This window comes from Streptomyces sp. NPDC017095 (assembly GCF_044332325.1).
GTDB lineage: Bacteria > Actinomycetota > Actinomycetes > Streptomycetales > Streptomycetaceae > Streptomyces.
The window spans coordinates 596019-622964 of record NZ_JBIROU010000002.1; the positions used below are offsets into that span (position 1 = coordinate 596019).

General features: G+C 74.2%; 21 protein-coding genes and 2 tRNA genes. 6 read left to right on the forward strand and 17 right to left on the reverse strand.

Annotated features, from left to right (window positions below):
* Positions 1 to 10 precede the first annotated feature (10 nt).
* Complete coding sequence (locus ACH4OA_RS05730; protein WP_397947361.1) at positions 11 to 2368, reverse strand: immune inhibitor A domain-containing protein; 2358 nt, start codon at positions 2366 to 2368, stop codon at positions 11 to 13.
* 360 nt (positions 2369 to 2728) lie between these two features.
* Here ACH4OA_RS05730 and ACH4OA_RS05735 point away from each other — a divergent pair, with 360 nt between their 5' ends.
* Positions 2729 to 2965, forward strand: a complete 237-nt coding sequence (locus ACH4OA_RS05735; RefSeq protein WP_397941177.1) for a hypothetical protein — start codon at positions 2729 to 2731, stop codon at positions 2963 to 2965.
* 48 nt (positions 2966 to 3013) lie between these two features.
* On the opposite strand, the gene ACH4OA_RS05740 is transcribed toward ACH4OA_RS05735, so the two are convergent.
* Positions 3014 to 3748 (reverse strand): RDD family protein, encoded by a 735-nt coding sequence (locus tag ACH4OA_RS05740; protein WP_397967787.1) that lies wholly within the window; start codon positions 3746 to 3748, stop codon positions 3014 to 3016.
* Between the two features lie 73 nt (positions 3749 to 3821).
* Complete coding sequence (locus ACH4OA_RS05745) at positions 3822 to 5318, reverse strand: RDD family protein (RefSeq protein ID WP_397967789.1); 1497 nt, start codon at positions 5316 to 5318, stop codon at positions 3822 to 3824.
* A 233-nt stretch (positions 5319 to 5551) separates the two neighbouring features.
* On the opposite strand from ACH4OA_RS05745, the gene ACH4OA_RS05750 reads away from it, so the two are divergent.
* Positions 5552 to 5965: an SsgA family sporulation/cell division regulator gene (locus ACH4OA_RS05750; RefSeq protein WP_365883200.1), complete on the forward strand. Its 414-nt coding sequence runs from the start codon at positions 5552 to 5554 to the stop codon at positions 5963 to 5965.
* Positions 5966 to 5982: 17 nt separating this feature from the next.
* Here ACH4OA_RS05750 and ACH4OA_RS05755 read toward each other — a convergent pair whose 3' ends face one another.
* Positions 5983 to 7389: an FAD-binding oxidoreductase gene (locus ACH4OA_RS05755; protein WP_397967791.1), complete on the reverse strand. Its 1407-nt coding sequence runs from the start codon at positions 7387 to 7389 to the stop codon at positions 5983 to 5985.
* A gap of 92 nt (positions 7390 to 7481) precedes the next feature.
* Here ACH4OA_RS05755 and ACH4OA_RS05760 point away from each other — a divergent pair, with 92 nt between their 5' ends.
* Entirely contained in the window at positions 7482 to 8969 is a 1488-nt protein-coding gene (locus ACH4OA_RS05760) for a tetratricopeptide repeat protein (protein ID WP_397967792.1), read from the forward strand.
* 9 nt (positions 8970 to 8978) lie between these two features.
* On the opposite strand, the gene hppD is transcribed toward ACH4OA_RS05760, so the two are convergent.
* Positions 8979 to 10127: a 4-hydroxyphenylpyruvate dioxygenase gene (gene hppD / locus ACH4OA_RS05765; protein ID WP_365883202.1), complete on the reverse strand. Its 1149-nt coding sequence runs from the start codon at positions 10125 to 10127 to the stop codon at positions 8979 to 8981.
* Positions 10128 to 10249: 122 nt separating this feature from the next.
* Here hppD and ACH4OA_RS05770 point away from each other — a divergent pair, with 122 nt between their 5' ends.
* A complete protein-coding gene (locus ACH4OA_RS05770; protein WP_397941185.1) occupies positions 10250 to 10738 on the forward strand; it encodes an Lrp/AsnC family transcriptional regulator in 489 nt (162 codons plus the stop codon).
* A gap of 116 nt (positions 10739 to 10854) precedes the next feature.
* Here ACH4OA_RS05770 and ACH4OA_RS05775 read toward each other — a convergent pair whose 3' ends face one another.
* The 4 genes from ACH4OA_RS05775 to ACH4OA_RS05790 all read right to left on the reverse strand — a co-directional run bounded on the left by ACH4OA_RS05775 (position 10855) and on the right by ACH4OA_RS05790 (position 16153).
* Positions 10855 to 11646 (reverse strand): S16 family serine protease, encoded by a 792-nt coding sequence (locus ACH4OA_RS05775; RefSeq protein WP_397967794.1) that lies wholly within the window; start codon positions 11644 to 11646, stop codon positions 10855 to 10857.
* Positions 11647 to 11720: 74 nt separating this feature from the next.
* Entirely contained in the window at positions 11721 to 12362 is a 642-nt protein-coding gene (locus ACH4OA_RS05780; RefSeq protein ID WP_365878707.1) for a helix-turn-helix domain-containing protein, read from the reverse strand.
* 305 nt (positions 12363 to 12667) lie between these two features.
* Positions 12668 to 14467, reverse strand: a complete 1800-nt coding sequence (locus tag ACH4OA_RS05785; protein WP_365878705.1) for a DEAD/DEAH box helicase — start codon at positions 14465 to 14467, stop codon at positions 12668 to 12670.
* A 243-nt stretch (positions 14468 to 14710) separates the two neighbouring features.
* On the reverse strand, positions 14711 to 16153 hold the full coding sequence (locus tag ACH4OA_RS05790; RefSeq protein WP_397941189.1) for an MFS transporter: 1443 nt from the start codon (positions 16151 to 16153) through the stop codon (positions 14711 to 14713).
* Positions 16154 to 16370: 217 nt separating this feature from the next.
* On the opposite strand from ACH4OA_RS05790, the gene ACH4OA_RS05795 reads away from it, so the two are divergent.
* Together ACH4OA_RS05795 and ACH4OA_RS05800 are read left to right on the forward strand one after the other, a co-directional pair.
* A tRNA-OTHER gene (locus tag ACH4OA_RS05795) sits at positions 16371 to 16468 on the forward strand.
* Positions 16469 to 16486: 18 nt separating this feature from the next.
* Positions 16487 to 16561, forward strand: a tRNA-Cys gene (locus ACH4OA_RS05800).
* 70 nt (positions 16562 to 16631) lie between these two features.
* On the opposite strand, the gene ACH4OA_RS05805 is transcribed toward ACH4OA_RS05800, so the two are convergent.
* From ACH4OA_RS05805 to ACH4OA_RS05840, 8 genes are all read right to left on the reverse strand, one after another.
* On the reverse strand, positions 16632 to 17789 hold the full coding sequence (locus ACH4OA_RS05805) for an SUKH-4 family immunity protein (RefSeq protein ID WP_397967796.1): 1158 nt from the start codon (positions 17787 to 17789) through the stop codon (positions 16632 to 16634).
* Between the two features lie 166 nt (positions 17790 to 17955).
* Positions 17956 to 18084 carry a hypothetical protein gene (locus tag ACH4OA_RS05810; RefSeq protein WP_365878674.1) on the reverse strand — a complete coding sequence of 43 codons (129 nt, stop codon included), beginning with the start codon at positions 18082 to 18084 and terminating at the stop codon, positions 17956 to 17958.
* Complete coding sequence (locus ACH4OA_RS05815) at positions 18081 to 20390, reverse strand: xanthine dehydrogenase family protein molybdopterin-binding subunit (RefSeq protein WP_397967797.1); 2310 nt, start codon at positions 20388 to 20390, stop codon at positions 18081 to 18083. The genes ACH4OA_RS05810 and ACH4OA_RS05815 overlap by 4 nt, the downstream gene beginning before the upstream one ends.
* A complete protein-coding gene (locus tag ACH4OA_RS05820) occupies positions 20387 to 22843 on the reverse strand; it encodes a 2Fe-2S iron-sulfur cluster-binding protein (protein ID WP_397967800.1) in 2457 nt (818 codons plus the stop codon). The genes ACH4OA_RS05815 and ACH4OA_RS05820 overlap by 4 nt, the downstream gene beginning before the upstream one ends.
* Positions 22840 to 23733, reverse strand: a complete 894-nt coding sequence (locus ACH4OA_RS05825; protein ID WP_365878668.1) for an FAD binding domain-containing protein — start codon at positions 23731 to 23733, stop codon at positions 22840 to 22842. Before ACH4OA_RS05825 ends, ACH4OA_RS05820 begins: the two co-directional genes overlap by 4 nt.
* Before the next feature lie 255 nt (positions 23734 to 23988).
* The gene (locus ACH4OA_RS05830) at positions 23989 to 25626 is read right to left on the reverse strand and encodes a beta-N-acetylhexosaminidase (RefSeq protein WP_397941237.1); all 1638 of its coding nucleotides are present in this window, start codon (positions 25624 to 25626) and stop codon (positions 23989 to 23991) included.
* Between the two features lie 208 nt (positions 25627 to 25834).
* Complete coding sequence (locus tag ACH4OA_RS05835; protein ID WP_397967802.1) at positions 25835 to 26116, reverse strand: DUF3039 domain-containing protein; 282 nt, start codon at positions 26114 to 26116, stop codon at positions 25835 to 25837.
* 29 nt (positions 26117 to 26145) lie between these two features.
* Positions 26146 to 26718, reverse strand: coding sequence for a YqgE/AlgH family protein (locus ACH4OA_RS05840; RefSeq protein ID WP_365878662.1), 573 nt, complete (start codon positions 26716 to 26718; stop codon positions 26146 to 26148).
* Positions 26719 to 26946 lie beyond the last annotated feature (228 nt).

The window sequence follows — 26946 nt, forward strand, 5'->3', positions numbered from 1 at the left end:
GTGATGGGGACTACTTCACCGCGGGGCCGACCTTCAGGGAGATCGTCGAGCCGTCCTTGGCCTCCTTGACGATCGTGATCTTGGTGTTGGTGTCAGTGACCTTCACCCCGCCCGTCGGGTTCGACGGGTCGTAGTAGTCGCCGGCGTGGTCGTTGAAGACGCCGACTCCCTTGGAGCCCTTGATCTTCAGCGCGACGTCGGCCTTGTGCAGGGTGATGCCGTCCGTGGCGTAGAGGCTGAACGGCGAGTCGTAGGCCTGGACGCGGTTGCGCAGCAGCGTGCCGTCGGCCCACTTCAGCGCCTTCGGGTGCGAGTCGACCGGCAGGATCAGGCCGGTGCCCGGGTGGCCGTTGGTGCTGTTGGTGTTGTTGTCCGCCTGGGAGGTGTCCCACTTCCAGATCAGCAGGCCGTTCTGGTACGGGTAGTGCTCCACCCAGTCCGGACGCGACGTGAAGCCGAAGTTGTACGGGCCCGTCTTCAGCGTCTTGTCGTACGACACGTACTGGCGGTTCTCGGCGAGGTAGTACTGCTTGTAGTCCTTGGTGAAGGACGCGCCGATGCGGGAGAAGCCGTTCGCGGCCCAGCCGGCGTCCGCCTTCTCGGCGTCGTCCGAGAACAGCGGGGTGCCGTCGGCGGTCACGGTGATCTCGTCGGCCGTGAAGCCGTTCTCCGCGACACCGCCGTCGGTGGCGTAGCGGAAGCGCAGGTCGATCTTCTTGCCCGCGTAGGCGTCGAGCGGGAACGCCAGCTTCTTGTGCGTCTGCGAGAAGCCGCTCAGCGCCGGCTTGCCGCTGGCGTCACGCGGGAGGGCCTGGCCGTCGGCCGTGCCGTCCAGGGCGGTCCAGTTGGCGCCGCCGTCGGTCGACACCTCGGTGTAGACGTAGTCGTAGCCGTCCTCGGTGGCCCACCAGCCGTCCAGGGTGAGGCTCGCCGAGGTCTTGCCGGTGAGGTCCACCGACCGGGTCAGCGTGTTCTTCAGGTCGTTGCCGCTGCCGCTCCACCACTGTGCCGAGCCCTGCGCGGGCTGGGTGATCGTGGTGGTGACCGCCTTGTCCGGGAGGTTGACCACGAGGGCCTGCTTGTCCCAGGTGTTGTACTCGGCGAGGCCCAGCTTGTGCGTGGACTGCTTGCCGGCCGTGGCGGTGTCGTAGTTCAGCCAGCCGAGCTGGAGCTTGTCCCAGGCGTTCATGTCGCCGGGCAGGTCGCCGATGGCGTCCTTGCCCCGGCCGAGCCAGGAACCGGAGGACATCAGGGTCCAGAAACCGGTGGAGTTGTCGCCGCCGGCGGTGTCGTACTCGTCCGGCAGGCCGAGGTCGTGGCCGTACTCGTGGGCGTAGACGCCCAGGCCGCCGTTCTCGGGCTGGATGGTGTAGTCGCCGACCCAGATGCCGGTGTCGCCGACCTGGGTGCCGCCCAGCTTGTTGTTCTGCGGGCCGGTGGCGCCGGCGTCGGTGCCGAAGGCGTACCAGCGGTGGGCCCAGATCGCGTCGGTGCCCTGCGCGCCGCCGCCGGCGGACTCGTCCTCACCGGCGTGCACGATCTGGAAGTGGTCGACGTAGCCGTCCGGCTCGTTGAAGTTGCCGTCGCCGTCGTAGTCGTAGCGGTCCCACTGGTCGTACTGGGCGAGGTCCTTCTTGATGTCGGCGTCGGTGCGGCCGGCCGCCTTCTGCTGGGCGACCCAGGCGCTCAGACCGTCGCTCACGACGTTCCAGACGCTGGAGCAGTTGGTCGAGCCGCAGGCGTTGTTGCCGTAACGGGCCTCGTTGTACGGGACCTTGACCCAGTCCGTGACCTCGCCGGTGACCGAGTAGCGGCCCGAGGACTGCTTCTCGTAGTACTTCTTCAGCGACTCGGTCTTCTTGCCGGTGCCGAAGTAGAGGTCCTGGTAGTGCTTCTGGTCGTAGTCCTTCTGCCAGGCCGTGGAGTTGTCCTTGGCGCGGTCCGGCGCGGCGATCCGGTTGTGCAGCGGGCCCGCGGCGCCGCCGTACTTGGGGTCGGTCTTGTCGCCGAACTCCACCAGGATCGTGAAGATCTTGTCGGTCTTCTCGCGGCCCAGCTCGACGTACTTGCTCTTGCCCTTGCCGCTCTTGAGCTTGACGACCTTGGAGCCGTTGCGCTCCTGAGTGGTGGCCTTGCCCGATATGAGCTGCTTCAGGGCCTCCTCACGCTGGGCGTCCTGGGTCTTGCTCAGGGGGCCGTCCAGGTCGTGCTTCCGCTGCTTCACCGGTGCCGGGTCGTGCCGGTTCGAGGCGGCGGGCCGGGCCTGGGTGCTCGCCTCCGCGACGGCGTACGTCGCGAACGTGGCAGAGGCCGCGGCGAGGGTCACGCCTATGGCGGCCGCTCTGAACGTCCAGGATCTGCTGGTCACTTGAGTTCCTCCCCCGCGCCGCGCACACGGACAGGGGGTTCCGGGTAATGGAGGAATCCGTGCGCGCACGATCAACGCGTGTAGTCAAGTGACGACATTTGACTAGAGGTCTGACGGAAAAGACAGACCTTGACTTGAGCAGGACAAGTGCACTATGCGGAGCCGACGTTCGCTTTACGGACAGGTGTCATCGGACCGGCAACGGCGGTTGCCCGGCGCGACGTTGACTCCGTGCGCCCCCCGTGCACCGGTACCGTGGGTCAGGTCACGCTTACCGGGCTTCCCGCTCGGGCATGCACGCCAAGAAAGTCGCACGGCACCCCCGACTCCCGTCCGCAGACTGCCGAGGACACGATGGCCATGCCTCGTCCGACCGTCGCACAGCTCGCCTACGGTGCCTGCACCGTGGTCTTCTCCACGCTCGCCATGCTGGTGCTCTCCCAGACGGGTTCGGGCCCCGGGATCGTCGTCATCGCCCTGGCGGCACTCGCGCTGGGCCTGCTGGTGGCGTGGACCGTCCCGGCGCCCGGGGCGCGCACGGCGCGGGGGTCCGCCGCGGCCGTGACGGACGAGGAGCGCGTGCCCTCGTCCCTGTGACCGGCGCGGGCCCGGCGGCGCGGGACGCGGGCGCCGGCGGCGCCGTGCTCAACGGGTGGCGACCACCACCGTCTTGGCCGCCTTGTCGTGCAGACCCTGTTTGTACGGCTTGTCGAAGAAGCTCCAGCCGCCCGAGACCGCCGTCCACACGCAGGCGCAGCAGAAGGCGAACGGCACCCACAGCACCAGGGCGCGCAGCAGCGAGGTGCGCACGGACGGGGTGGCGCCGTCCGCGAGGTTGGCCACCCGCAGGCCCAGCCACTTCTTGCCCAGGGTCTGCCCCGACCTGCTGGTCGTGAAGGTGTCGTAGGCGATGTAGAGCACGGCCGCGATGACGGACTGGGCGAGGGAGCGGCCCACCTCGACGCGGTCGCCGTCGACGGTGTACTCGCGCACGCCGAACACCCAGGTGAGCAGCCAGACGACGATGCCGACCAGGATCATGTCCAGGATCCGCGCGACGGTCCGCTTGCCGCTGTCGGCGAGCGGGGGCATGCCGGCCAGCGGGTCGGCGGGGTAGCCGCCGGCACCGGACCCGTAGGGGCCCGCGCCGTACGGGCCGCCGCCCTGCGGACCTCCGCCGTGGGGGCTGCCCCCGTACGGGCTGCCGCCGTACGGGCTGCCGCCGTAGGGGCCGGTTCCGTAGGGCGGCGGCTGCTGCTGGTCGCCGCCGTGCGGGCTGTCGTACGGCGAGCCCGGTCCCTGGTCCGACGGGGGCCGCTTCCTGAACGGGTCGTCCTCGGGGGGCTGCTCTCCGGAGCCGGGGGGCGGTTCGCTGCTCATGGCCCGAGTGGAACCCGGGGGCCGCGGCCGCGCATCCGGCAGACGGCCGTACGGAGTACGCGCCCGCCCCGCCTCAGCCAGCGACGAACGTGTGCGCCGCCTTGTCGTGCCAGCACTGGTGCCAGGGCCGGTCGAACAGGCACCACAGCACGCCCACGATCCCGACGACCAGCAGCCCCGGCACGCTGAACACCAGCCAGCGGCGCAGCGCCGGGCCGAACGCCGGCGGCTCGTGCCCCTCGATGTCCCGTACCTCCAGACCGCACACCCTCTTGCCGAGGGTGCGGCCCCACTTGGCGGTGGGCAGCACCTCGTACAGGACGCCGGCGAGCAGCAGGACCGCGAGGACGATGCCGAGGCTGGTGCCGGTCTGGCCGTCCACCAGCCACACGGTGACCTCGTGGCCGGAGAGCCGGGCCGCGTCGATCTTCTGCTGGACGTGGTCCGCGGCCCGCAGGCCGAGCGGGACCGCGGCGGCGGCCGTCACGGCGCCCACCACCAGCAGGTCGATCAGCCGCGCGGCGCACCGCCTGCCGAGCCCGGCGGGGCGGGCGGCGGCCTGCCGGCGCGCGGCGGCCTGGAAGAGGTCCTCCACCGGCGGCTTCCAGGGCGCCAGGGGCTGTTCGTCCCCGCCCCCGGCGAGCTGGTGCACCTGCTGCGCCCAGGACGCCTGCCCGCCGCCGGGTCCGGTGGTCAGCGGGGTGACGGGAGCGGCGCCCTGGACGGGACCGGCCTGTTGCGGCACCGCGGCGCCCGGCGCGGGCTGCGCCACGGGAGGCGGCTGGGGCGCGGAGGCCGCCGGCGGGGTCTGCGCGGCGGCGGCCCGGGCCGCGGCGGCCTTGCCGGCGCCGAACCCCTGGTGCGCGGGCGCGCCGGCCGGTCCCTGGGGGCCGAAGCCGGCGGCCGGGCCGCTCCCGGCGCCGGGCGGGCCCGCGGGGTCGGCGGGCACCGGGCGGATGATCAACGTGCCGTCGTCGGCGGGGACGGCCGCCGGGCCGGGGACCGGGCGCCGGAAGACGAACGTGCCGGGGTCCGGGGCGCCGCCTCCGTCGGCGGGCGCCGCGGTGCCGTCGGTGCGGGCGGTGCCCTGGCCGGCGGCGCCCGGGCCCTGGGCCGGCACCCGCGGGTCCGCGCCCCGGGCCCCCGCGGGCGCGGCGTCCGCGCCGTAACCGGCCGGCTGGGCGGACCGGCTCCACTGCGCGCCCTGTGCCGCCTGGCCGGCCGGGGCCGGCCGGCCCGCCTGCACGGCCTGGCTGGCCCGGGTCCACGGGCCGGGCGAGCCGGTCCCGTCCGCCCGCGCCGCGGGTTCCGGGTGGCCGGTCTCGAGCCGGCCGTCCAGGGCGGGCGGGTCCTCGTCGAAGAAGTGAGGACCCGTCTCCTCCACGGACGGGACGGCCGGATGGACGCCGGACGGCGGGCTGAGCGGCTCGCCGTCCCGCGGCGCCGGGCGGCTGGTGCCGGGCACCCAGGAGGCGCCGTTCCAGTACCGGACGTAGCCGGGGATGGACGGGTCCGGGTAGTAGCCCTCGCGGGGCCTGTCGTCACCGGGTGCCGGGGTTGGGGCGCTCATGTCCGTCGTCCCGTATCTGCTCGGAGGTGGTAGGGGGCCTCCACATCTATCAGACACGGGCAGTCCGCAGCGCCAGTCCGGCAGGAGCCACTCCTTTCCGGGCAACGCCGTGCCCGCCTCGCACGTACTGCCGAAAAAGATTCCCCCCACTCGCGTAATGCCCCGGCCCGCGCCGCCTCTCCCCGGGCACGGGCCCGGCCGAAGCGGCCCCGGCAGGAAAGGAAACGCAGGTCATGCAGCACATCGTGGTGGAGCGCGAACTGGAACTCGAACTGGTCCTGTCCCCCGGGCACAGCGTCCCGGTACCGGCCCGGCTCGGCTACCGCTCCGACGATCCCTACGCCGTCCACATCGCCTTCCACATCGACTCCGACCACCCCGTCCACTGGACGTTCGCCCGCGAACTGCTGGTGGAAGGGGTGTTCCGGCCGTGCGGGCACGGCGATGTGCGGGTGTGGCCGTCACGCGCGGACGGGCGCGCGGTCGTCCTGATGGCGCTGAGTTCCCCGGCCGGCGACGCGCTGCTCCAGGCGCCGGTCCCACAGGTGTCGGCCTGGCTGGAGCGGACGCTGCGGGCGGTGCCGCCGGGCACGGAGGGCGGGCAGCCGGGCTTGGACGACGCCCTCGACCAGCTACTCGCCCGGTGAGGTGCGCGCGCCCGGACTCAGAACAGCTTGCCCGGGTTGAGGATGCCCAGCGGGTCGAAGACCTGCTTCACCGCCCGCTGCATCTCCACGCCGACCGGGCCGATCTCCCGGGCCAGCCACTCCTTCTTCAGCAGGCCGACCCCGTGTTCGCCGGTGATGGTGCCGCCCAGTTCCAGGCCGAGGGCCATGATCTCGTCGAAGGAGGCGCGGGCCCGGCGGGACTCGTCCGGGTCGCCGGCGTCGAAGCAGACGGTGGGGTGCGTGTTGCCGTCGCCGGCGTGCGCGCAGACGCCGATCGTCAGGCCGTGCTTCGCTGCGATCCGCTCGACGCCGGCCAGCATCTCGCCGAGCCGGGAGCGCGGCACGCACACGTCGTCGATCATCGTCGTGCCCTTGACCGCCTCCAGCGCGGTCAGCGACAGCCGCCGGGCCTGGAGCAGCAGTTCGGACTCGGCTTCGTCGTCGGCCGGGACGACCTGGGTGGCGCCGGCGGCCTCGCACAGGGCGGCGACGGCGGCGAGGTCGGCGGCCGGGTCCGGGGTGTCGAACGCGGCCAGCAGCAGCGCCTCGGTGGTCTCGGGCAGGCCCATGTGGGCGAGGTCGTTGACCGCCTTGACGGTCGTACGGTCCATCAGTTCGAGGAGGGACGGGACGTGGCCGCCCGCCATGATGCGGCAGACGGCGTCGCAGGCGGCGGTCGCGGAGGCGAACTCGGCGGCCAGCACGAGCTGCCGGGGCGGCTTGGGCCGCAGGGCCAGCACCGCGCGCACGACGATGCCGAGGGTGCCCTCGGAGCCGACGAACAGCCGGGTGAGGTCGTAGCCCGCGACGCCCTTCGCGGTGCGGCGGCCGGTGGACAGCAGGCGGCCGTCGGCGAGGACGACGTCCAGACCGAGGACGTACTCGGCGGTCACGCCGTACTTGACGCAGCACAGGCCGCCGGAGGCGGTGCCGATGTTGCCGCCGATGGTGCACGTCTCCCAGCTGGAGGGGTCCGGCGGGTAGTACAGACCGTGTTCCCCGACCGCGCGGGAGAGCGTCGCGTTGATCACGCCCGGTTCGACCACGGCGATCCGGTCGACGGGGCTGATCTCCAGGATGCGGTCCATCTTGGTGAGGGACAGCACGACACAGCCGTCGGTGGCGTTGGCGCCGCCGGACAGGCCGGTGCGGGCGCCCTGCGGGACGACGGGCACGCGCAGCTCGGTGGCGGTGCGCATGACGTGCTGCACCTGCTCGACGGTGCGCGGCAGGACCACGGCCGCGGGAGCGCCGGCCGGGCAGAAGCCGGCCATGTCGCCGGCGTAGGAGGCGGTGACGTCCGGGTCGGTCAGGACGGCCTCGGGCGGCAGGCCGGCCAGGAGCCGGTCGGTGAGGCCACCCGTGTGCGCGTCGCTCGGCGCTTCGATACGGCTCATGATCACAGCGTGGCACTCGCGGCCATCGGTGTGAACCCCGCCCGCGCCGTCCTTGGGCCACCCGGATGTGCTCGTCGTATTGACGCACAGTGAGCGCCATGGACAACCGGCAGAGCGTGGGCACGTCCCTGATCTCCGAGCGGCCGGCGGCGCGCCGGTCCCGGCGGGTGCTGCGGCGGGTGCTGGTCGTCGCGCTGGCGGGCGGTGCGGCCGCGGGCGCGGCGCTGGCGCTGCTGCCCGGGGAGCCGCAGCCGCGGCGGGCGGCCCGGCCGCCCGCCGCCGGCCCGCAGGCAGGGCCCCGGGCCCAGGCGCGGGACCAGGCGCAGGCGCTGACGGCGGTGACCTACGGCGTGCCGGCCGCGCTGCCCGGTCTGACGGCGCTGATCGGACGGCAGGAGCAGCGGGTGCGGGAGCAGCCCGAGGATGCCCGGGCCTGGGCGGTGCTGGGTGCGGCGTACACGGAGCGGGGCCGCCGGGCGGGTGACGCGGCGGACTATCCCAAGGCCGAGCGGGCGCTGCGGGCCTCGCTCCAGGTGCGCGGCACGCCGGGCACCGAGGCGCTGGACGGCCTGACCGCGCTGGCGCTGGCCCGCCGGGACTTCCCGGCGGCGAAACGATACGGCGAACAGGCGCTGAAGGCGGCGCCGAAGCGCTGGTCGGCGTATCCGCCGCTGATCGACGCCTACACCGGGCTGGGCGACTACGCGAAGGCCCGCGCGGCCCTGGACAAGCTGCTGGCCCTGCGCACCGGCGCGGAGGCACGGCCGGCCGTGCGGGCGCGGGCCGCCGCGGTGTACCGGGACCGGGGCTGGCGGGAGGACGCGGTGGCCCAGCTGACCGAGGCGGCCGCCGCCGCCCGCACCCCGGCGGAGCGGGCCGCCTGGCTGGCCGGCGTGGGGCAGCTCGCCTGGGAGCGCGGGGACCTGCCGGAGGCACTGCGGCACTTCGAGGGCGCGCTGCGGCTCGATCCGGACCAGCGGGCGGCGGCGGCCGGGCGGGCCCGGACGCTGGCCGCGCAGGGCCGCACCGCGGAGGCGCTGGCCGCGTACCAGGCCGCCGTCGCGCGGCAACCGCGCCCGGAGGACCTGCTGGAGCTGGGCGAGCTGTACGAGTCGCTGGGGCAGCGGCAGCCGGCCGAGGAGTCGTACGCGCGGCTGCGGGAGGCGGTGGCGCGGTCGGTGGCGGGCGGGGTCGACGAGGAGTTGCTGACCGGACGGTTCGAGGCGGACCACGGGGACCCGTGGGAGGCCGTGGACCGGCTGGAGGAGGAGTGGCGGCGGCAGCCGGGGACCGAGGTGGCCGACGCGCTGGGCTGGGCGCTGCACCGGACCGGCGCGGACCAGGAGGCGCTGGCGTACGCGACCGCCGCGACGGACAAGACGAAGGGCGGCGGGGTGCGCAGCGCGGCGTACGCGTTCCACCTGGGCATGATCGAGGCCGCGGTGGACCGGACCGGGCCCGCGCGGCGGCATCTGGAGGAGGCGCTGCGGATCAACCCGTACTTCTCGCCGCTGCTGGCGCCGGCGGCCCGGGAGGCCCTGCGGGAGCTGGGCGGCGTGCCCGACGAGCCGCCGCCCAGCGAGTGAGCGCCGCCGTTACAGGTTGCCCCGCTTGGCCTGCTCGCGCTCGATCGCCTCGAACAGGGCCTTGAAGTTGCCCTTGCCGAAGCCCATCGAGCCGTGCCGTTCGATGAGTTCGAAGAACACGGTCGGCCGGTCCTGCACCGGCTTGGTGAAGATCTGGAGCAGGTAGCCGTCCTCGTCGCGGTCGACGAGGATCTTCAGCTCGCGCAGGGTGTCGACCGGCACCCGGGTCTCGCCGGCCCACTCGCCGAGGGTGTCGTAGTAGGAGTCCGGGGTGTCGAGGAACTCCACGCCGGCGGCGCGCATGGTGCGGACCGTCTGCACGATGTCGTTGGTGTTGAGCGCGATGTGCTGGACGCCGGCGCCGCCGTAGAACTCCAGGTACTCGTCGATCTGGGACTTCTTCTTGGCGATGGCGGGCTCGTTGATCGGGAACTTGACCTTGAGGGTGCCGTCCGCGACCACCTTCGACATCAGCGCGCTGTACTCGGTGGCGATGTCGTCGCCCACGAACTCCTTCATGTTCGTGAAGCCCATGACCTTGTTGTAGAACCCGACCCACTCGTTCATCCGGCCGAGTTCGACGTTGCCGACGCAGTGGTCGACGGCCTGGAAGGTGCGGGCGGCCGGCGGCTCGACGAGCGGCTTCGCCGCGGTGTAGCCGGGCAGGTAGGGGCCGTCGTAGCCGGAGCGGTCGACCAGGGTGTGGCGGGTCTCGCCGTAGGTGGCGATCGCGGCGAGGACGACCGTGCCGTGCTCGTCCTTCACCTCGTACGGCTCGGTGACGCCCCGCGCGCCCTGCTCGACGGCGTACGCGTACGCCGCGCGGGCGTCCGGGACCTCGATGGCCAGGTCGATGACGCCGTCGCCGTGTTCGGCCACGTGCTGGACCAGGAAGTGGCCCCAGGCGGTGGCCGGCTTGATCACCGAGGTGAACACGAACCGGGCGGAGCCGTTCTCCAGTACGTAGCTGGCGGTCTCGCGGCTGCCGTTCTCCGGTCCGGAGTAGGCGACCAGCCGCATGCCGAAGGCGGTGGAGTAGTAGTGCGCCGCCTGCTTGGCGTTGCCCACGGCGAAGACGACCGCGTCCATTCCCTTGACCGGGAAGGGATCGTCCTGCCGGGTGGCCGTGCCGGGAGTGTGCTCTGTGGTCTGCGTCATAGCGGAAGGGTGGCCCCGCTCTGCAAGGTGCGCAATAGTTCGCGAATCCGCTGGGCAATGTGTTCAGTGGTACGCCGGGTCCGGCGGTCTTTCTGTACAGGATGACCATCTCAGGGGGTTCCGTGGCGATCGATCATCTGGACGGCCGGATCATCGTGCTGCTGGCCGAGGAGCCGCGCATCGGTGTGCTGGAGATGTCCCGGCGGCTGGGCGTGGCCCGGGGCACCGTGCAGGCGCGGCTGGACCGCCTCCGGTCCAACGGCGTCATCCGCGGCTTCGGTCCGCAGGTGGAGCCGGCGGCCCTCGGCTATCCGGTCACCGCGTTCGCCACGCTCCAGATCCGCCAGGGCCAGGGCGCGGACGTGCGGGCACACCTGGCGACCGTGCCGGAGGTGCTGGAGCTGCTGACCACCACCGGCAGCGGGGACATGCTGTGCCGGCTGGTGGCCCGTTCCAACGCCGATCTGCAGCGGGTGATCGACCGGGTGATCGCCTTCGACGGCATCGTGCGGGCGTCCACGGCGATCGTCATGGAGAACCCGGTGCCCTTCCGGATCATCCCGCTGGTGGAGCAGGCGGCCGGGGACCGGACGGAGCAGGACCCGCCGTGAGGCGGGGCCCCCGCCCGGGAGGCCGCCGTGAGACCGGTCCCCCGCCCGGGAGGCCGCCTGCCGTGCGGCGGCGCCCCGCCCGGGAGGCCGCCGTGAGACCGGTCCCCGCGGTCGGTTCAGCAGCTCGGGACCGCGCCCTTGCCCTGCTCCAGCGCCACCAGTGAGCCGACCGCGCCCTTGAGCGTGGTCACCGGGACCAGCCGCAGCCCCTTCGGCAGCTCGGCCTGGGCGTCGGCGCACTCCGCCCGCGGGACCAGGAAGACGGTGGCCCCGTCCCGGCGCGCGGCCTGGGTCTTCAGGGCCACCCCGCCGACCGCGCCGATCCGGCCGTCGGCGTCGATCGTGCCCGTGCCGGCGACGGTGCGGCCGCCGGTGAGGTCGCCGCCGCGGCCGTCGCCGTCCAGCTTGTCGATGACGCCGAGCGAGAACAGCAGGCCCGCGCTGGGGCCGCCCACGTCGGCCAGCCGCAGCGAGACCCGGACCCGGCCGGCGCCGAGCCCGAGGTACCGCAGCGCCGCCTGGGTGGCCGCGTCCTGGGACTGCCGCATCTGCGCCTCGTTGTGCTTCTCGATCTCCTTGACGGTGTCCCCGCTCGGGTAGACCGCGTCGCGCGGCATGACGGCCCGGTCGGTGCGGAACCAGTTGCCGGCCACGTCGGCGAGGGAGACCCGGGCGTCCGGCCCGGTCGCCTCGATGGTGGTCATCCGGAGCTGCCCGCTGGTCTTCCGGGTGGCCGCGCCGGACACGGTGATCACCGGGGTGCCCTGGTTCTCGCCGAGCACGTTCGCCGTCATCCCGGGCTGCGCCACCGAGAACGGCAGCGGCGCGAAGACCGCCGTGGCCAGCAGGGCCACGACGGGCGCCGCGCAGACGGCGAGGGCCTGGGGACGTGTGAGACGTGAGAGCACGGGATCAATCTAACGTGACGGAGCGCCGCGCCCGGCACGGTCCCGGCGGCGGCCGGCACGGACGGGGCCGCCGGTCAGCGCAGGGCCTCCGCGACCTCGCGGGCCGCTTCCATCACCCGCGGTCCGACCCGTTCCGGCACCGCGTCCGCCAGCATCACCACGCCCACGCTGCCCTCGACGCCCGTGACCCCGACCAGCGGCGCGGCGGCCCCGCTCGCCCCGGCCTCCAGTTCGCCGTGCGTGAGGGTGTACCCGGGCCCGGCGGACGGCGTCTGCCGCGCGGCCAGGATCGCCCGGCCCGCGGCGCCCCGGTCCAGGGGATGCCGGAAGCCGGCCCGGTAGGCCACGTGGTAGTCGGTCCACGTCGGCTCCACCACCGCGACGGCGAGTGCCTCCGTCCCGTCCACCAGCGTCAGGTGCGCGGTGGCCCCGATGTCCTCGGCGAGCGAGCGCAGCGCGGGCAGCGCGGCCTCTCGCACCAGCGGGTGCACCTGCCGGCCGAGCCGCAGCACCCCGAGGCCCACCCGGGCCCGGCCGCCGAGGTCACGCCGTACCAGCGCGTGCTGTTCGAGGGTGGCGAGCAACCGGTACACCACGGTCCGGTTCACGCCCAGTTTGGTGGACAACTCGGTGACGGTCAGCCCGTGGTCCGTGTCGGCCAGCAGCTTGAGGACGCGCAGTCCCCGGTCGAGCGTCTGAGAGGTCTCCGCGGTCACGACGCCCACTCCTTCGGCGGTGAGGGTCGGCGGACCCCCGAGCGGCGGATGCGTCACCGAGTCCCGTCGGCGACGCGCTCCAGAGGCCGCCGATCGGCAGGTCGGCCCGGAGGCTCCGGACCCTGTCGCTTCACGGCTGCGCTCCGCGGCGGCGCTGCCACGGGGCGTATGCGTAGCCGGACAGTAGCGAAGCCGGTTCGCTGAGCGGAAGCCTCCGTCCAGAATCCGGGCAAGGCCAGATCCGGCCTGCCTGCTTTCGTCCGGATACGCACACGGGACCGGGGGCCGGACGCCCTCTGACCGGGTCACTTCATACGGGTGGCCCACTCCTGGACCTTGGCGATCCGCTGCCGTAGCTGTCCCGCCGTGGCCTCCGCGCTCGGCGGCCCGCCGCACACCCGCCGCAGCTCGGTGTGGATCACGCCGTGCGGCTTCCCGCTCTGGTGCACGTACGCGCCGACCATCGTGTTGAGCTGCTTGCGCAGCTCCATCAGCTCCTTGTGCGTGACCACCGGGCGCCGCTCGGCGGGCAGCTCCAGCAGGTCGGCGTCGGTGTCCGGCTTCTTCCGGCTGTGCGCGATCTGCCGGGCCTGCCGCTTCTGGAGCAGCAACTGCACCTGCTCGGGCTCCAGCAGGCCCGGGATGCCGAGGTAGTCCTGCTCCTCCTCGCTGCCCGGGTGCGCCTGCATGCCGAACTCGGCGCCGTCGTAGAGCACCCGGTCGAACACGGCGTCGGACTCCAGCGCCTCGAAGGGCAGCATGTCCTGCTCGCCGGTGTCCTCGTCCTGCTGTTGGTTCGCCTCCTCCATCTCCTTCTCGGATTCGGCGTACGGGTCCTCCTCGCCCTCCTTCTTCGGCTTGTCCAGGGCGTGGTCGCGTTCCTTCTCCATCTCGTTGGCGAAGGTCAGCAGGTCGGGCACGGTCGGCAGGAACACGGACGCGGTCTCGCCGCGCCGCCGCGACCGCACGAAACGCCCGACGGCCTGGGCGAAGAACAGCGGGGTCGAGATCGTCGTGGCGTACACGCCCACCGCGAGGCGCGGCACGTCGACGCCCTCGGACACCATGCGCACGGCGACCATCCACCGGTCGTCGCCCGCGCTGAACTCGTCGATCCGCTGCGAGGCGCCGGCGTCGTCGGACAGCACGAGCGTCGCCCTGCTGCCCGTGATCTCCCGGATCAGCTTGGCGTACGCGCGCGCGGAGTCCTGGTCGGAGGCGATGACCAGCGCGCCGGCGTCCGGGATGGCCTTGCGGACCTCGGTCAGCCGCTGGTCGGCGGCGCGCAGCACGCTCGGCATCCAGTCGCCGCGCGGGTCCAGCGCGGTACGCCAGGCCTGGCTGACCGCGTCCTTGGTCATCGGCTCGCCGAGCCGGGCGGCGACCTCGTCACCGGCCTTGGTGCGCCAGCGCATGTTGCCGCTGTAGGAAAGGAAGATCACCGGGCGGACGACGCCGTCCGACAGCGCGGAGCCGTAGCCGTACGTGTAGTCGGCGGAGGACCGCCGGATGCCGTCCTGGCCCTCCTCGTACGTCACGAAGGGGATCGGGTTGGTGTCGGAGCGGAACGGCGTACCGGTCAGGGCCAGCCGCCGGGTGGCCGGCTCGAAGGCCTCCAGGCACGCCTCGCCCCAGGACTTGGAGTCGCCGGCGTGGTGGATCTCGTCCAGGATCACGAGGGTCTTGCGCTGCTCGACCCGGTTGCGGTGCAGCATGGGCCGGACCCCGACACCGGCGTACGTCACGGCGACGCCGTCGTACTCCCGGCCGAGCGGGCCCGCGCTGTACTCCGGGTCCAGCTTGATCCCTATCCGGGCCGCGGCCTCGGCCCACTGCTTCTTCAGGTGCTCGGTGGGCGCGACGACGGTCACCTGCTGCACGACGTGGTGGTGCAGCAGCCAGGACGCCAGCGTCAGCGCGAAGGTCGTCTTGCCGGCGCCGGGCGTGGCGACGGCGAGGAAGTCGCGCGGCTGTTCCTGGATGTACTTCTCCATCGCCCCCTGCTGCCAGGCACGCAGCTTGCTGGCGGTACCCCAGGGGGCCCGGCCCGGGAAGGCGGGCGAGAGGTGGTGGGAGGAGGCGGAGGAAGCGGCGGTGGTAGTCACGGTCTCCGGGCATCAGGGTCGGGCGGCTACGTATGACAACCGGGCCACCCTACCGGCGCCGCCACCCGCCCGCCCCGCGGACGAGCCCGGGTCGCCCGCGGGTGGGAGCCACGTCACAGTGGCCCCGGCGGACCCTCCGGTCACCGGCTCCGCGCCTCCCGGTCACCGGCCCGGCGGACCCTCCGGTCACCGGCCCCGCGCCTCCCGGTCACCGGCCCGGCGGACCCTCCGGTCACCGGCCTGTCACCCGGCGCGCGAGGGCCGTTCCCGCAGCCGCGTCGTCACCCAGGCGCCCGCCAGCGCCACCACCGCCATCGGCAGGAAGACGGCGGCGAAGGCGGCGGGGTGCCCGCCGCCCGCCGTGGTGGCCGCGGTGCTGCCGCCGCCCAGGGCGGCGAAGGCCGCGCCGGTCCCGGCCAGCAGGACCACGTTGGTCAGGGCGTCGGAGATCTGGAGCGCGGCGGAGTTGGCGCCGGCCTGCGCCGGGGCGGACAGCCGCAGCAGCAGCACGCTGGTGGAGGAGATCACCAGGCCCATCCCGAAGCAGCCGACGCCCCAGGCCACGGCCACCGTCCACACGGGCACGGCGTGGATCAGCACGCTCGGCGCGGTCGTGATCGCGGCGGCGGTCAGCACCATGCCGGCGGTCATCAGCCGCTCCCGGTGCGGCGCCAGGCGCGGCCGGGACTGCACGTACGAACCCAGCGCCCAGGTGCCGCCGCCGGCCGCCAGCGAGAACCCGGCGAGCGTCGGCGACAGCCCGCGCTGGGTGACCAGCATCAGCGGCACGAAGGACTCGGCGGAGATGAAGGAACCGGCGGCCAGCCCGCGCAGCAGCACGACGGAGGGCAGCCCGCGGGCCGCCCGGTAGGTGCCGCGCGGGAGCAGGCCGAGCACGGCGGGCACCAGCAGCGCGGCGCCGGCCAGCCCCGGGAGCAGGGAGAGGGGGCGCAGGTCCTGGGCGGCGTACTGGAGGAGCCCGGCACCCAGGGAGATGCCGAGCGCGAGCCGGATGCGCCGCCGGTCGACGGAGCCGGCGCCGGCCCGCCCGTCCACCGGGCCCGCCGCCCTGCGCCGTATCTGGGGCAGGGCGAGGGCGAGCGGGAACACGACGAGGACCGGGATGCCGACGAACACCCAGCGCCAGCCGAGGTGCTCGGTGACGGCGCCGGAGGCCAGGGGGCCGACGATGGACGGGACGACCCAGCCGGCCGCGAACGCCGCCATGATCGCGGGCCGCAGCCGTTCCGGATAGGCCCGGCCCACGACCACGTACAGCGCGACGATCACCAGGCCGCCGCCCAGGCCCTGCACGGCCCGGCCGAGGATGAACACCCACATGGCCTGTGCGGTGCCGGCGACGACGAGCCCCGCCGCGAAGGCGCCGATGCCGGCCGTCAGGGCGCCGAGCGGGCCCCGGCGGTCGGACCACTGTCCGGCGAGCACCATGCCGAAGAGGCTGGTCGTGAAGTAGCCGGAGAAGGCGAACGCGTACAGCGCCACGCCGTCCAGCTCCCGGGCGGCGACCGGCATCGCCGTGCCCACGGCGGTCGCCTCGAAGGCGATCAGCACGACGACGGACACGATCCCGACACTGAGCGCCCGGTAGGCCCGGCTCAGCACGCCGGACGCCTGCTCGGCGGGGGGATCGAGGACGGCGGGGTCACGGGATTCGAGGGCGCTCATGACCGTCAGGGTAAGGCCCGCAACCGACTTTGACCCCTGTCAGAAGACCGACCCGCGCTCCGCCCATGGTCGTAGATCCCGCGCCGTTTCATGAACGGCGTATGGCAGTCGCGTTGCGGCGCCCCACCGCCCCTTGAGCCCCACCGGCCCGCCCCCGTACGTTCGTCTCACGAACCCGGCGGCGTTCCCATCGCGGCCGAGTACGACAACTCAACACGGCCGTGTGCCCGAGTGGTTCAGGGACTCGCCTGCGCTGCATCCATCAGCGAGCTCCGCTCGCGGGGAGTCACGTGGGTCCGATTCCCCCCACGGCCGAGAACGACAACTCAACACGGCCGTGTGCCCGAGTGGTTTAGGGACTCGCCTGCAAAGCGAGTTACGTGGGTTCGATTCCCGCCACGGCCTCCATACCGGTACGCGGTCGGCCACTGGCGGGTGGCCGGCCGCGATGTCGGCGTTCCGTGCGGGGCCGGGGTGTTCAGAAGAGGGTGTCCGGGTCGTTGCGGAGCAGGTCCGTCCAGTAGTGCCAGGTGGTGTCCGGCAGGGTGCCGGTGGGGTCCACGCTGTTCAGGGTGTGGAGCATCGCGGCGGCCAGGTCGTCGTAGGCCCGGGTCGCCAGCTCACCGCCCAGGTGGGCGTCGATCGTGCGCTCGTGGTGGAGCAGCCAGAGGGTGAACGCCAGCGTGGAGACGTCGGTGTTCAGGGCGTTGAGCGTCGCGTCCGGGTGGCTGTAGGTCAGCACCGCGCCCGTTCTGCCGTCGACCACCAGGCTGGTCTCCTCGTCCAGCCGGCCCAGGCGGACCAGGTGGTCGCAGTGGGCCGGGAGCAGCGCGGCGGGACGGCCGGGGTGTTCCTCGGCGAAGTACTCCCGCAGCGTCGGGAGCGGGGCGTCCGTGTCGGCGTGGAAGAAGACCGCCGCCTGCGGCAGTCCCGTCTCGCACAGGAAGCGGCGGGTCGGCCCGTGGGTGAGCGTCGCCGGGAAGTCGACCTCCTCGTGCCGGGTCACCCTGCCGTGCCCGAACTCCTGGTCCAGCACGCGCGCGGGGACGTCCAGGGTGAGCCCGGAGGCCGTGCCGGGGCCGGCGACCAACGCGAGCGGGCGGATGAGGGCCGCCACCTTCCAGTACGGCGGGACGGCGCCGTCCGAGCCCTCCTCGAAGAGGGTGAGGAGGCGCCGGGACGCCTCGGTCACCGTCTGGGGGCCGTAGCGGCCGGCGAGGGCGGCGAACCGGCCGCGCAGGCCCGCCAGTTCCTCGGTGACCGCGGCGAAGCGCAGCAGGGTGTGCAGGGACGGCGCGAACGGGCGCGGCTCGGCCGGGTCGAACAGGAAGGCCGTCGTCAGCTCGCCCGTCGCACCGTCGAGCAGGATCGAGGCGCTCCCCCGGCCGGCCGGGGTGAGGAGTTCGCCGATGACCAGCCGGCCGCGCAGCTCCTCGGCGAGGCGGAAGGGGCCGTCGGCGGCGTCGGCGAGGGTGCGCAGGCCGTGCGTGCGCAGCGGCGAGAAGGTCAGCGCACCGGTCCGGGCGGGCAGGCCGGGGTCCGCGAGCAGGCCGCGCGTCGGCGCGTGGCTGACGTACCGGTCCAGCTCCGCCTCGGTCAGCGTGATCGCCGCGATTCCGGCGTCGGTCGTGCTCATCGCTCCCCCGCGATCTTCCCCGTGCGTGGCAGGCGCGCGCACCGCTTCGTGCGCGCCCCCGGGCAGGTCCCCCCACCACTCGGCACACTACGCCGGCCCACTGACAACGCCCCGCACGAGGGAAGACACCCGGCGGGCCCGGCACACGGTCCCGCCGGCCGGCACCTCAGGTGAGGTAGACGCCGCCCAGCACGACGGCGAGGGCCGCCACCGCGAACACCGCGATCCACAGCAGCAGCCGGCCCGCGCCGGGCGCGGGCTCGTAGCGCGGTCCGCCGGACGGTGGCGGGCTCACCGGTCCGCCACCACCGCCGCCTGCGGGCGGATCGGCAGCCGGTTGACCGGGCGGCCGGTGGCGGCGCGCACCGCGGAGGCGATCGCGGCCGGTGCCGTCACCACCGGGACCGCGCTGACCGACTTGGCGCCGAAGGGCGCCACCACGTCCCGTTCCTCGACCAGTTTCACGATCCGGATGTCCGGGGCGTCCAGCGCGGTCGGCAGGGCGTAGCCGGTGAGGTCGGGGTGGCGGACCAGGCCGCGCGGTGTCCGCAGGTTCTCGGTGAGGGCGATGCCCACGCCCTGGGTGACGCCCGCCTCGATACGGGCGGCGAGCTGGGCCGGGTTGAGGATCCGGCCGACATCCTGCGCGACCGCCAGCTCCACCACCCGGACCGAGCCCAGCTCCACGTCGACGTCCACCACCGCGCGGATCGCGCAGAACGCGAGGCCCACGAAGGCGTCGCCCTGGCCGGCGGCGTCCAGCGGTTCGGTGGGGTGCGGGCGGCACTGGGCCGTGGCCCACAGCTCCTTGCCCTCCAGTGCCTCCGCGACGGTGGTCGACAGCACCCCGTCGTACGAGGTGATCTTGCCGTCGGCGATCTGGAGCAGCTCCGTCGACATGCCGAACTTGTGCGCGAGCGGCTGGAGGAGCTGGGCGCGGACCATCTTCGCCGCGCGCTCCACCGCGCCGCCCGACACCCAGGTGTGCCGGCCCCGGCAGCCCGCGCCGGCCGGCGGCTGGTCGGTGTCGACGGGCGCGACGTGGACCTCCTCGACGCCCAGGGTCTCCTGGACGATCTGCCGGGCCAGCGTGGTGAAGCCCTGGCCGGTCTCCACGGCGGCGCACAGCACGGTCGCCACGCCGTCGTGGACCTTGACGGTGGCCGTGGACACCTCGTCGGCGCCCTCCGCGCCCAGCATGTGCACCATGCCCAGGCCGTAGCCGACGCCCCGGCGCACCGCGCCCGGTTCGCCCGCGCCCTCGGGGCCGCCGGGCAGCAGCCACTCCTCCTCGGGCAGGTCCACCGGCAGCTCGGGCAGCGGGAAGTCCCGGACGGCCTGGAGGAGTTCGGCGACCGGGGCCGGGCAGGTCACGGTCTGGCCGATCGGCAGGACGTCCCCGGTCGCCAGGACGTTGCGCAGGCGCAGGTCGGCCGGGTCCAGGCCCAGTTTCCGCGCCAGTTTGTCCATCTGCGCCTCGTAGGCGGCGCACACCTGCAGGGCGCCCTCGCCGCGTACGTGGCCGGAAGGCGGGTTGTTGGTGCGTACGGCCCAGCCCTCGATGAACGCGTTCGGCACCACGTACGGGCCGCAGGCGAAGGAGACGGCGGCGGCCAGGGCGTCGGCGGAGGTGTCGGCGTACGCGCCCGCGTCCAGCAGGATCTGGGCCTCCACCTTGACGAGTCTGCCCTCGGCGTCGGCGTGGTGGCGGTAGCGCAGCAGGGTGGGGTGGCGGTGGGCGTGGCCGAGGAAGGACTCCTCGCGCGTGGCGGTGAGCTTCACCGGGCAGCCGGTGCGGAGCGCGAGCAGGCCGAGCGGGAGCTGGAAGCCCTGGTCCTCGCGGTCCGCCGTGGCGCCGGGCACCCCGGTGACGACGATCTTCACCCGTTCGGGTGGCAGGCCGTAGCAGGCGGCGGCCGTGTTGCGGTCGGTGTGCGGGTCGGTGGAGGCGAGGTACAGCTCCACCCCGCCGTCGGGGCGCGGTACGGCGAGTCCGGCCTCGGCGCCGATCGGGGCCGGGTCCTGGCGGCCGATGCGGTACAGGCCCTCGACCACGACCTCGCCGGCCGCCTCCGGGTCGCCGTGGCGCAGCGGGATGTGCCGGATCAGGTTGCCGTCGGGGTGCAACGGCTGGGCTTCGAAGGCCCGTTCGGGGTCGGTGACCGGGTCGAGCACCTCGTACTCGACGATGACGGCGGCGGCGGCCATCCGCGCGGTGTCCGGGTGGTCGGCGGCGACCGCGGCGATGGGCTCGCCGTGGTGGCGTACGACGTCGGAGGCGAACACCGGCCGGTCGGGCGTGCCGCGGCCGTGCCGGGGCGTGCCGGGCACGTCCTCGTGGGTGATGACGGCCCGGACGCCGGGCATCTCGCGCGCGTGGGTGGTGTCGATGGACACGATGCGCGCGTGCGCGTGCGGGGAGCGCAGCACGGCGGCCCACAGCAGGCCCTCGGCCCACAGGTCGGCGGCGTACGGGAAGGTGCCCTCGGTCTTGGCCCGGGCGTCCGCGTGCGGCAGGGAGGCGCCGAGGCCGTGCGGCGACGGCTCGGTCGCGGAGGCGGGTTCCGCGGCGGTGGTCGCGATGCCGGCTTCGTTGCTCACGCCTGGCCTCCGTCCTGGCCGTAGTGCTGGTCCTGCGCTCCCGGGTGCTCGTCGGGCGGTCCGGGGGGTGTGCCGTACGCGTCGGGGGCGTCGTACGGGCCGGGTGCCTGGTACGGGCCCGGTGCCTCGTGCGGCTCCCGTGAGCGCGGGGCGGCGAACGCGCCCGGTGCCTCGAAGGCCGACGGGTGGACGCCGCCGGAGCCGGGGGCCGCCTGGTGCGGGATACGGGCCTCGTCCCCGTCCGCCCCGCCACCGCCGTGGGACGCCTCGCGCTCGGCGACGACCTCCTTGACGGCCTCCAGCACGCCCCGGTAGCCCGAGCACCGGCACAGGTTGCCGCACAGGGCCTGCCGGGCCTCCAGCTCGCTCGGCGCCGGGTTGCCCTCCAGCAGGTCGTGCACGGTCATCGCCATGCCCGGTACGCAGAAACCGCACTGCACGGCACCGCACCGGGCCAGCGCGCGCTGGACGTCGGAGGGCTGTCCGTCCACGGCCAGGCCCTCGACGGTGCGCACCTCGCTGCCGGCCGTGGTGACCGCCGGGACCAGGCAGGAGGCCACCAGACGGCCGTCGACCTGCACGTTGCAGGCGCCGCACTCGCCCTGCGAGCAGCCGTCCTTGGCGCCGGCCAGGCCCAGCCGTTCGCGCAGCACGTACAGCAGGGACTCGCCGATCCAGGCGTCGGTGACCGGCCGGTCGGCGCCGTTGACGCGCAGCACGTAGGAGGCGAGCGGGTGGTCGTCGTGCGGCGCCAGGGGCGCGGCGGCCGGTTCCCCGCCGTCCTCGGGCACGGCCGCGGCCACGCCCGCGGCTTCGGCTTCGGTCGCGGCTTCGGCTTCGGCTTCGGCTTCGGTCGCGGCTTCGGCTTCGGCTTCGGCTTCGGTCGCGGCTTCGGCTTCCGGGGCCGGTTCGGCGTCCTCGGGTACGGCGGCTACGGCGGACTCGTCCGGCTCGGCCGCGGCGGGCTCGGGTGCGGCCGCCGGCGCGGCGGGGGCGTCGGGGTCCTGAGGAGCCTCGGCGGCCGTGGTCGCCGCCGTGGCGGACCCGGACGCGTCGGCCGGACCGCTCGGCCGGTCGTGGCCCGCGGGAGCCTCAGCGGGGCGCTCAGGGGCGTCCGCGAGGGCGTGGACCTCCGCCTCCGGCGCCACACCGGGCCCGGTCTGCGGATGCGCCGGTGCGACCGGTTCGCCGGACGCGGCGGCGACGCCGGGCGCGTCGGCACCGCCGGACGCGTCGACAGCACCGGGCGCGTCGGCGTGTCCGGCGTGGGCGTGTTCCGCCTCGGCGTGACTGGCGACCGGGAGACCACCCTCGGTGTGACTGGCGCCCTGGAGACCACCCTCCGGGTGTCCGGTGTCGGCGTGTCCCGTCCCGAAGTACCCGGCGTCCGGGAGGCCACCCTCGGCGTGACCACCCTCGGTGTGACCGGCGTCCGGGAGCACGTCCTCCGGGTGACCGGCGTCCGTGGCACCAGCGTCGTCGGCGTGTTCCGCCCCGCCGTGACCGGCGTCCGCGTGACCGCTGTCGGCGTGTCCGGGCTGCGCGTGGGCACCCTCGGCGTGTCCCGGCTCTACGTGACCAGGCTGTGCGTGAGCACCCTCGGCGTGTCCCGCCTCCGCGTAACCAGGCTGTGCGTGAGCACCCTCGGCGTGTCCGGGCTCTACATGACCAGCCTGCCCGTGAACACCCTCCGCGTGTCCCGCCTCCGCGTCGGCGTTCTCCACGTGGCCAGGCTCCGCGTGACCGGGCTGCAGGTGACCGGGCTCCGCGTGACCGGGCTGCAGGTGACCGGGCTCCGCATGGCCCGGCGCCGGGTAACCGTGCCCCGTGTCCCCCGTGCCGCCCTGGTCGGGTGCCGGGTGTCCGTACCCGGTGGCCGGGGCGTACGCCTGGGGCGCGCCCGCGTCGATGTGGCCGGGGGCGTCCCACGCGTGGCCCGCGCCGTCCGTCGCCCAGGGGGCCGGCGCGCCGCCGGGCAGCGTGGACGGCGCGCCGCCCCACTGCCCGGCCAGCGCGGACGCGGTGAACTCGCCCGACTCGTCGGGGAGGTGGCCCCCGGCGACGGGGATGGACCACTGCCCGGTGACGTCGTGCCCCGGGGCGGCCGGTGCCGCGGGCTCCTCGTAGGCCCACTGCTGGGTGGCCTCGGGCTGGTAGGTGAACCGGTCGTCCGCGGTGTGCGGCGCGGCCCCGGCGTCCGGTCCGGGCCACTGGCCGCCCGCGTCCGGCACCGGCCAGACGGCGGCGCCTTCGGCGTGCGTGGCCGCGATCCGCGGCGGCACGTAGCCGTGCCCGGGCGCGGCCAGCGGGCTGTCGCCGGACAGCAGCGCGTCGATGCCGCCTTCGGGGAGCTTGACGAAGGCGGTGGCGCCGTCGTCGTAGTCGCCCTGGGGCAGCGGGTCCCAGCGTCCGCCGCCCTGGGGCGTGGCCTCTCCGTGCTGGTCGTCGGTCACGACAGCGCCCTCCCCAGTGCTCGTCGGGCCAGCGCGGCGACGGTGCGCCGCAGGTGCAGTACGGCCGGCGGGAGCGGGGCCGCCGAACCGTCCGGCCCGGGGGCCGGGTCGGGGATGCAGGCCGCGGCGACGTACTCGCCGAAGGCGTGCAGGGCCTCCGGTACGAGGGCGCGGTCGTTGTCCCAGTCGATGAGTCCCGCGATCCACTGCTCGGCCTCCAGCGGACGCAGCGGCATCGGCGCGATGGCGCCGACGGCGCAGCGCACACCGCGCCGGGCGGGGTCGAGCACGAGGGCCACGGAGGCCAGCGCGCGGCCCGGGCCGGTGCGTCCGGTGGCCTTCAGGAAGACCTGCGGGGCGTGCAGCAGCGGTACGCGCACATAGCCGATGAGTTCGCCGCCGCGCAGCATCTCCACGCCGGCCAGCAGATGCGACACCGGGATCTCCCGGCGGGCGCCGCCCGGGCCCGCGATGATCAGCGTCGCCTCCAGGGCGGCCAGCACCGGCAGCGCGTCCCCGGTGGGGGCGGCCGAGGCGATGTTGCCGCCCAGGGTGCCGGCGTTGCGGATGTGCGGCGGGCCCGCGGCGCGCGCGGCGGCGGCGAGCGCCGGGATGAGGGCCGCGAAGTCGGGGCGGCCCATGCGCGCGTGCGTGAGGCCGGCGCCGAGCAGCGCGTGGCCGTCCTGGTACTGCCAGCCGCGGATCTCGCTGATCCGGCCGAGTCCCACCAGCGCGGCGGGCCTGAGCTGACCGGAGTTGACGGCGGCCATCAGGTCGGTGCCGCCCGCCACGGGGACGGCGGCGGGCCGGGCGGCCAGGGCCGCGACGGCCTCGTCCAGTGTCGTGGGCAACGTGACGGCCTGCGCCGTCCGCGGTGCGTGCGTGGTCAAACCGGCTGCCCCTTCCCGCTGCCCCACCTGGTCCCGCCTGTGCTGCCGTACGGTACGTGCTGACAGGGCGGACGACGCAACTCTGGCACATCTTCGCTACGCCCGGACGCGGGGGTCCGCTAGGAGGCATTCGCCCGTCTCACCAGGGGGATGGCCCGGTTTCGCACGGCATCACCAGTGCGCGCGGATTGCCACTCTTCGGTGATCCTGGCGGGTTTTACCGTTACGGGTGCGGGGCGGGGCGGCCCCGCGCCGTCACCGGTTCGGGGGCGGCCCGTCGATCGGGCGGCCGGGCACGCCGGGGCGCCGCTGCCAGGGGCGGGGCCCGTCGGCCGGCCGGTAGGCGACGCCGAGGGCGTCGAGCCGCCGGTAGTGGGCGCTCATCCGGCGCGCGAAGCCGGCGTAGTCCCGTTCGGCCGGCGCGGGCAGCGGGCTCCAGGCCACCTCGGCGAAGGCGGCGAGGCGCGGGAAGGCCTGGTAGTCCACCCGCGCGGAGTCCTCCAGCGCCTCGGTCCACACGTTGGCCTGCGTGCCCAGCACCCGGCGGGCCTCCTCGGCGGTGAGCGCGGCCGGCACCGGCTCGAACCGGTAGACGTCCTCCAGGGTGCGGACGAAGCCGATGGGCACGGGTTCGTCGTCGCCCGGGGCCTGCCGGTGGTCCAGGTAGACGTACTGCTCGGGGCACATGACCACGTCGTGGCCGGCCCGCGCGGCGGCGACGCCGCCCGCGTAGCCGCGCCAGGAGGAGACCGCCGCGCCCGGCGCGAGCCCGCCCTCCAGGATCTCGTCCCAGCCGATGAGGCGGCGCCCGCGCGCGGCGAGCCAGGCGTCGAAGTGGCCGATGAACCAGGACTGGAGCTGGTCCTCGTCGGTGAGGCCGAGGTCGGCGATGCGGGTCTTGGCGGTGACGGACTCGGTCCACTGCTCCTTGCGGCACTCGTCGCCGCCGACGTGCACGAACGCGGAGAACTCGGCGGCGCCGGCCGGGAACAGCTCCAGCACTTCCTCGAACACGCCTTCGTAGAAGCGCAGGGTGGTGTCGGTGGGGGCCAGCACGTTGGCGGAGATGCCCCAGGTGTCCCAGACGGACAGGGCGGCGGTGTCGACGACATCGGTGTTGCCGAGTTCCGGGTACGCGGCGATGGCGGCCTGCGAGTGGCCCGGCACGTCGATCTCGGGGACGACGCTGATGTGCCGCTCGGCGGCGTAGGCGACGATCTCCCGGATGTCGTCCTGGGTGTAGTACCCGCCGTGCGGTTTCTCGTCCCACAGCGGTGAGGCGCGGTGGCCGAATTTCGTCCGGGTACGCCAGGAGGCGATCTCGGTCAGTTTCGGATACCGCTTGATCTCGATGCGCCAGCCCTGATCGTCCGTCAGATGCAAGTGCAGGACGTTGAGTTTGTGCGCGGCCATCAGGTCCAGATAGCGCAGCACGCCCTCCTTGGGCATGAAGTGCCGGGCGACGTCGAGGAGGAGGCCGCGCCAGCGGAACCGCGGGGCGTCCTCGACGGCCGTGGCGGGCACGGCGGGGGCGGCGTCCGGCCGTACGGGGGCGCGCCGGAAGGCGTCGGGGCCGAGGAGCTGGCGCAGAGTCTGGGCGCCCCAGAACACGCCGGCGGGCCCGCCGCCGCGGATCTCCACGCCGCTGCCCGCGCAGGCGTCGAGCCGGTACGCCTCCGGCTCCAGGGTGTCGTCCAGGACCAGCCGTACGCCGTCGCGGGCGTCCCGGGGCCCGGGACGCAGCGGCAGGCCCAGGGCCGCGCCGAGCGTGGCGCGCAGCCAGCGTTCGGCGCGCTCGGCGCCGGGGGCGGCCCACAGGGTGGTGTCCGGCCCGAGGGGCACGTCCGGTCCCGCCGGCTCCCGCACGGCGCGCGGCGCCGGAATCAGTTCCACGTCATCAGCCCCTCACCCCGCAAGCGCGTTGCACCATTTGCAACGCGCATTGCTTGACACACAACGGAGATACGCACCCCGAAGGCTAGGCACTGCGCACGGCGCCCACAAGAGGTCTGGACCAGTCGGCGGCCGGAAAACACGGAGATCCCCGGGACGCGCCACTTCCGCGCACCCCGGGGATCTCGCCGTCCGGCCGGACGGGGACCTACTTGCCGTCGCCGCCCTTGCCGTCGCCGCCGCTGCCCATGGACTCGTAGATCTCCTTGCACATGGGGCACACGGGGTACTTCTTCGGGTCGCGGCCCGGCACCCAGACCTTGCCGCACAGCGCCACGACGGGGGTGCCGTCGAGGGCGCTCGCCATGATCTTGTCCTTCTGGACGTAGTGGGCGAAGCGCTCGTGGTCGCCGTCGCCGTGGGACACCTGCGGCGTCGGTTCGACGAGGGTCCCCGTACCAGTCCCGCGCTCGGGCTCGAGAGTGCTCATATCAGCAAGAGTACTGAAGCGTCCCGGCATCAGTTGAGCGAAGGGTCGTCCGGATAGGTGGCCACCATGGCCAGCTCGTTGCGCTGGCGGCGCAGCACCTCGCGCCACAACCGCTCGGGGGCCGGCGAGGACACGTCCCCCGGTTCGGACTCGACCACGTACCAGGCGCCTTCGACCAGCTCGTCCTCCAGCTGGCCCGGACCCCAGCCGGCGTAACCGGCGAAGATCCGCAGGCTGCCCACGGCCGAGGCGAGCAGTTCCGGCGGGGCCTCCAGGTCCACCAGGCCGATCGCCCCGTACACCCGCCGCCAGCCGAGCGGGGCCCGGTCGGCGTCCGCGCCGCCCGGGATGACCGCCACGCCCAGCGCCGAGTCCAGCGACACCGGTCCGCCCTGGAAGACCACGCCCGGCTCGCCGGCGAGGTCGGCCCAGCCCTCCAGGATGTCGCCTACGTCCACCGGGGTGGGGCGGTTGAGGACGACACCGAGGGAGCCCTCCTCGTCGTGGTCGAGGAGGAGCACCACCGCGCGGTCGAAGTTCGGGTCCGCCAGAGCGGGAGTGGCCACGAGCAGCCGCCCTGTGAGCGAGGACACCTCGGTCATGCCAGACATGATCCCGCATCTTCCCCGGGTGTGGGGACCCAATCGGGGCAACGGGGGTGAAGCGGGGCGGGACGGGGCGGCGCCACCGGCGCACGCCCGGCCCGCGGTGACCCGACGTGCCCGGCGGCGGACAATTCGTGTTGTGACACAGCTATGACGGGCCGGCCGGGACTTGGGCTTACGGGAGGGGGGTAATCGGCGATTACGCTGTCTTCCCGGCCCCCGCGC

Bases quoted from the DNA above. Each gene is read 5' to 3' on its own strand.
- ACH4OA_RS05735 (WP_397941177.1), top strand. From the start codon at position 2,729: ATGCCTCGTCCGACCGTCGCACAGCTCGCCTACGGTGCCTGCACCGTG.
- ACH4OA_RS05740 (WP_397967787.1), bottom strand. From the start codon at position 3,748: ATGAGCAGCGAACCGCCCCCCGGCTCCGGAGAGCAGCCCCCCGAGGAC.
- ACH4OA_RS05745 (WP_397967789.1), bottom strand. From the start codon at position 5,318: ATGAGCGCCCCAACCCCGGCACCCGGTGACGACAGGCCCCGCGAGGGC.
- ACH4OA_RS05750 (WP_365883200.1), top strand. From the start codon at position 5,552: ATGCAGCACATCGTGGTGGAGCGCGAACTGGAACTCGAACTGGTCCTG.
- ACH4OA_RS05760 (WP_397967792.1), top strand. From the start codon at position 7,482: ATGGACAACCGGCAGAGCGTGGGCACGTCCCTGATCTCCGAGCGGCCG.
- hppD (WP_365883202.1), bottom strand. From the start codon at position 10,127: ATGACGCAGACCACAGAGCACACTCCCGGCACGGCCACCCGGCAGGAC.
- ACH4OA_RS05790 (WP_397941189.1), bottom strand. From the start codon at position 16,153: ATGAGCGCCCTCGAATCCCGTGACCCCGCCGTCCTCGATCCCCCCGCC.
- ACH4OA_RS05805 (WP_397967796.1), bottom strand. From the start codon at position 17,789: ATGAGCACGACCGACGCCGGAATCGCGGCGATCACGCTGACCGAGGCG.
- ACH4OA_RS05835 (WP_397967802.1), bottom strand. From the start codon at position 26,116: ATGAGCACTCTCGAGCCCGAGCGCGGGACTGGTACGGGGACCCTCGTC.
- ACH4OA_RS05840 (WP_365878662.1), bottom strand. From the start codon at position 26,718: ATGACCGAGGTGTCCTCGCTCACAGGGCGGCTGCTCGTGGCCACTCCC.